This window comes from Bacillus sp. P4_D3, from assembly GCF_056401855.1.
In genome coordinates this window covers 1-5,733 of the sequence record NZ_JBFUIN010000200.1, presented here as the reverse complement: position 1 = coordinate 5,733, position 5,733 = coordinate 1, and the positions used below count along the sequence as shown (strand labels likewise).

Below are 5,733 nucleotides of genomic sequence, written 5' to 3'. Positions count from 1 at the left end.
TCTATATTCACTTCATTTTTTAATACTTCATAGGCTTTATCTAACCGATCCTTGTTTAAATTATGTAATTTACTTTTTTTCGCTTCTTCTTCAGAGATATGAGCTAATAAGATAGTATTTTCATTAACAAATCTGCACATCTCATCCACATGTCCATTAGCTGATGCAGAACGATACGCATCACCCTTACCATTAGGACCAGGAATTTTACCGCTATACATATTTTCATCATCAAATGTTGGTAGTGGTAACCAAATAATTTTGTTTAAATTAAATACTCGTTTAAACTCATCTTCCACTTCGTACTTGGATAAATGAGGATTTCTTTTATTGACTTCTGTATCCTCTATTGCCATCATTACTCCCCGACCATTAAACTCTCTATCTCCACCTTCACTAATAAGTTCTGTTGAAACTATTTTATCTACTCCAACTAACTCTGCATGAAATTCACTAAATTCTTTAAGTAATTTGGATATTGGATGATCTGTTGTATGCATACCATAAGTATTAAAATTAAAGTTTGTTAATAACAGTTCTCCTGTATGGTCATTTACTAATACTTCAGCACCAAAATCCCTTGGATATGGGATTGGTGTTAGATAAATGACAAATTCAATCTTGTCTGTGTCTAGTCCACACATTTTTATCTTATTAATTGCCCTTTGCTTTACTTCCTCATTATCACAACAAATAAATATTTTTACATTACCATATAAATTTCTTACGATTTCTAAACTCACATTATCCATATTGTAACCTTTACACGCAAATTCAACAGTAGACCAAGCCATCAAAACTGATTCTTGTTTTTCAAACTCACCAACAGTTCTAAATCCTTGAATATTCATATCACATTCTCCTGTACTGAAATTTTTGGTTAATACAATTGTCTTATACTCAGCTTAAACATTAAAGTAACTTGAAGGTCAATCCACTCCCAAAAAGAAATATAATTCATATTATTCCAACTTCTTTTCGCACGTTTCCTGATTGAAAATATAGTAATAATGAAATACTGTCTTGAAGAGACTAAAAAGGCATACTTTTTCTCCTGCTTTCATTTTGAAATTAAATTCTTTATTCGCCTCACTATTTCTTATATAAACAAAACGATTAGTTTATTTTAAGGTTTCCTATTAATATTTATGCAGACTTCTCCGCAATCGACTCATCCAAAAATTTAAAATATGGAAGCAATATTCCTATTAAAGAAGTGACACATATAATCGAACCAATGATAAAGTATAATATTCTCACTCCCCACATTTCACTCAGTATTCCCCCAAGAAACACACCTAATGGCATTGCCGATCGTATGAAAAATAATCGCACTGAAAATACTTTTCCTATCATATTATTTGGGACAGTTTGTTGGCATATTGTCGTGTTATGAACATTGAAAAATACAATACATATACCGGCAATTACTTCGATTACAATCGCAATAATAATACTATTATTTAAACCTAGTGAAATGTAAGTAAGCCCCCCTACGAATAATCCTCCTAGCATAAGTAATCTACGGCTTTTATACTTCACTTTCCCAACTAACATGGAACCAACTACATAGCCAAGCGGGAAACCTGCCATGAAGTAACCGTACTCAGCATATCCTGCTGAAAGTTCGTCTTTTATATAAGGAAGATTCGTAACCATCGTTACTCCTACTCCGAATTGAACGAAAGTAAGAAATACCCCGAGCCAAACGATAACTGGTTTTGTGAAAAAGTATGTAAACCCGTGAAGAAACTCTTCTAGCCACGTTTTTCGAAGTTCTTGCTTTATCCTCTTTTYTCTAACGAAAAGTAATAATCCTCCACTTATAAATAGACAAATACACACAAAAAATAGTGTAAGCTTCATTCCAATTAAATGAATGACGATACCACCTAATACTGGCGCAAGAAACATCATAAGACGAGTCATCCCATCTATATACGCATTTGCATCTTGAAGCTGTTCTTTACTTACAATGCTCGGTGTAATCCCTTGACTGGCGGGTGTATACAGCGGCGTAATGAGCCCTATTATAATTTGAACAACGTAAATGTGCCATACTTCTACACTGTTAGTAACAAGCATTACTAAAGGCAGTAAGAAAACAGAGGCCCGCATCCACTGCGAAAAAATCATAATCCACTTTCGGCTCCATTTATCAATAAATGGACCACTTATTAGTTGTAGTATGAGTGACGGGATAAAATATAATAGCCACATGCTGCTTAATGCTGTTTTCGATCCGGTTAATTCATAAACGAGAATTGAATTACATAACGTCCCGAAAGCCCCGCCTAATTCTGAAATTGCACTGCCAATCCACATAAAAAAGAATGAACGATTTTTCAACACATTTTCCAATATAACTCACCAACTTTTCTATTAAATTCCTCCCTTTATGTACATTCTCGTTGTATATTATCTATTCAAAAATGCATCTAATTCTTTCGCTAACGACTGCACTGCTTTCTTTCTCAACACATATTTTCCGTCTTGAATATCAACTAACTTTGCTGAACGTAAAAGTTTCAAATGATGATGTACTGTTGATTTTCCTAGTTGTAATCTTTCCGTTATTTCTTGCAGCGTACGCTCTTGTTCAAATAGTAGTTTTACAATACGCAATCTTGCCTCATCCCCGAGCGCCTTATGTTTATGAACTAAAAAATAAMTCGGCTCATATGGATCTTCTGGATGTATACTTTCATTTGCGACCGGATAATGAAACACTTTCGTATCTTCAATATCAGCTTCTATGTTCCACGGTCTGTACGTAATTTGCGGAATAAGGAGTACGTGATGCACACTTGGCTCTGGCATATATGTAACGCCACCTGTTGCCCACTCGACAAACTCTTCTGGTTTCATCTTTTTATTCATTTCATTTTTCGCTTCATAATCTCGCTTTAATATAGAGAGCAGTTGCTCCTCTTCTTTCTTAATAACACCCTCATACCATCCTGTCATAACGGCGATTAAATGGCCCTTTAGTTCTTGTACATCGACATCACATATAAAGCCAATATACGTAGAGAAAAACTGATGATCATGTGTCAGTTCCATTAGTTCGTGTATTGCTGGTACTTCTCCGCTAGCTGCTAAACGTCTTTTTTCTTGATGAATTTCTCCTAAAAACGGTAAGCACACATATTTAAAATCTACTTCCGATAGCGAATTGATATTGTGAACAAACTGAGATAAATCCGTAAAATCTCCCTCATACAATAACTGAAGCAATGCTTTCCACGTATTATGCTTCTCGACAAATTGCAAATGCTCTATCATTTCATGAGGTAAAGATTTTCTAATTTCTTCCCATTCGCTTTGAGATTTTTCAAGTGTGTCGATTAACCTCTTATGCGTAATTGCCGCAATGCCAAGTGCGCATTCGAAAAGTATCGAATACTTCATTTGAACGTTGTACGTTTCCCTCTTTCTACTCGTTACGTGAAAGACTTCCATTTTATCCCCTCCTTATTTGCTATGTATTGAATTCTATATACATCGAATTATACCTTCTAACTTTTTAGAATTATAAAACTTTCTGAAACTTTATATTGCTACAAGTTTTTAAATTTAAGCTGCAGTTGATTTTCTTGTTCAACTATGAGGCAGGTTTCTTGAAGAGAAAGGAGAATTTATTGCAGTAAGAAAAATGATTTAGAAAGCATAAGTTTATTTCTGCAATTACTACAACGACGCCGTATTGTTCTTTTAAAAAATTCCAAACATCAATCAGATAATAAGTAGGTACGTTTCTACCTACTTTCTCTAACACTTATTGTTGGTCTATCTCATAGTTAAGGAGGCTATACGAATGGGTAAAAAAGAAATGTTGCAAAATGGAGTCAAGCAAGTTTTTTACGAAGAAGAATGGTACCCACCGATATCAGAAGCGTTAAAGAATCTTACCGCTGCACAAGCATGTTGGCAACCAGAAGGAAAGGCCAGTAATACGATTTGGGAAAATGCAAACCATTTATTAACCTTTAAAGAGCGCTTACTTTCCCGCTTACATCAAGATGACACATTTGTTGCTCCACAAAATAATGATGACACGTTTGTCCAAGATGGACCTAATGATGATGAAGCGTGGCAACAAACAGTGAAGCGAACGCTTCAAGTACATGATGCCTTGCAATCTTCATTAACATCCCTTCAAGAAGCAGAACTGGATCAACCAAGTCCGTCTCTACCAGTTTGGCAACAATATCTGAATATCCTTTTGCACGATGCTTATCATACAGGACAAATTATACAACTTCGTAAACTCCAAGGTTCATGGCCATCGCATCGTTCATATTTATAAACAATGATTAAAGATGATAGACCAGCATATGATTCTATATTTAGCAGAATAAGTACAAAAAAAGGCAAATGAGATTCTAACTCTTATTTACCTTTTTTGCATGTTGGAGAAACGTCCTACATAGATAAAATAAAACTTTAATCAGTGGGATTTTGTCCATCCCCCACTGATTATCAACCAAAACCAATCGGACATTTCTGAGCCATTATCTCCCACCTCACTTCCTCGCATTCGCCGAGTTTTAAGGTAGGAGTCTTACCGCCCATTAATACGGGATAAAAAATTCATTCACACTTATTAATTCATCTGTGCATCGTTCAATAGCCCAATTATTTCACTCAACATTTCTTCTGTAAAAGCACCTGCGCTAAAGTTCACTAATGCTCGTAATGGCATATAGTTCAGCATAGCATCCATCATTTCAGAGGCATCACTATCCCCTTCAGTCATACTACCAAACGGACTGTCTTTTAATGCTTTTTCCATAAGCCCTTTTGCTATTGGTGCTAAAATTGGATCCGTAAATATGTCCCCAAGTAACGTATTACGATGCACTGGTTTTTGAATTATAGTCGTTGATTGAACATACATGCTATCATGTAAAACGATCTCTTTTGAAGACTTTCCTACTAAAATTTCAAATTCACCTGTTTCAACATGCCAGTCCTTTAATTCAACATTATAATAAGCAAATGATCTTTTATTTAAAGTAAAGCTAACCGTTTTTTCTTCTCCCGGCTGCAATTCTACTTTTTCAAATCCTTTTAGCTCTTTTTCAGGACGAGTCATACTGCTTTCAACATCTTTTATATAAAGCTGAACAATTTCTTTCCCTACTCTACTACCAGTATTTTTCACGTTCACACTGATAGAAACAGTGTCCGTATCCGTTATCTCTTTCTTATTTATTGAAAGATTACTATACTCAAAATTTGTATAGCTTAAACCAAAACCAAATGGGAACAACGGTTCAATATTTTTCGCATCGTAATAACGGTATCCGACGAACACACCTTCTTTGTATTCTACTTTGTCACCTTCACCAGGGAAGTTTAAGTAAGAAGGATTATCGCTTAACACTTTCGGGAATGTTTCCGCTAATTTCCCGCTTGGATTCGCATCACCAAATAATAAATCAGCAATCGCTCCGCCTAATGCTTGTCCACCTAAATAGCCTTCAAGTATTCCTTTTACTTTACCTATCCATGGCATTTCAATTGGAGCACCGTTACTTAAAACTACAACGATATTACTTTGAACTTCAGCAATAGCCTCAATTAATTGCACGTGATTTTCTGGCATCTGTAAATGTTTTCGATCAAAGCCTTCAGATTCATAACGATCTGGAAGTCCAACGAAAAGGACCGCTGTATCTGCTCGCTCTGCTATTTTTTTCGCTTCATTAACCATGCTTTCATTTACAT

5 protein-coding genes are annotated in these 5,733 nt (G+C 35.3%); 1 reads left to right on the top strand and 4 read right to left on the bottom strand.

What is annotated here, in order from left to right:
- The 3 genes from AC1DTM_RS17025 to AC1DTM_RS17015 form a co-directional block, all read right to left on the bottom strand.
- Positions 1–851, bottom strand: an 851-nt coding sequence (locus tag AC1DTM_RS17025; RefSeq protein ID WP_477000537.1) for an agmatine deiminase family protein, incomplete at its 3' end; no start/stop codon positions are given.
- Between the two features lie 295 nt (positions 852–1,146).
- Positions 1,147–2,361, bottom strand: a complete 1,215-nt coding sequence (locus AC1DTM_RS17020; protein ID WP_477000536.1) for an MFS transporter — start codon at positions 2,359–2,361, stop codon at positions 1,147–1,149.
- 57 nt (positions 2,362–2,418) lie between these two features.
- Positions 2,419–3,462, bottom strand: a complete 1,044-nt coding sequence (locus AC1DTM_RS17015; protein WP_477000535.1) for an ArsR/SmtB family transcription factor — start codon at positions 3,460–3,462, stop codon at positions 2,419–2,421.
- Positions 3,463–3,817: 355 nt separating this feature from the next.
- Here AC1DTM_RS17015 and AC1DTM_RS17010 point away from each other — a divergent pair, with 355 nt between their 5' ends.
- Positions 3,818–4,309 carry a DinB family protein gene (locus AC1DTM_RS17010; RefSeq protein WP_016105197.1) on the top strand — a complete coding sequence of 164 codons (492 nt, stop codon included), beginning with the start codon at positions 3,818–3,820 and terminating at the stop codon, positions 4,307–4,309.
- A 297-nt stretch (positions 4,310–4,606) separates the two neighbouring features.
- Here AC1DTM_RS17010 and AC1DTM_RS17005 read toward each other — a convergent pair.
- On the bottom strand, positions 4,607–5,733 hold a 1,127-nt coding region (locus AC1DTM_RS17005; protein WP_477000534.1), incomplete at its 5' end, for a glycoside hydrolase family 3 C-terminal domain-containing protein.

Excerpts from the sequence above, each read along its gene's own strand:
- AC1DTM_RS17010 (WP_016105197.1), top strand. The coding sequence starts at position 3,818 with ATGGGTAAAAAAGAAATGTTGCAAAATGGAGTCAAGCAAGTTTTTTAC.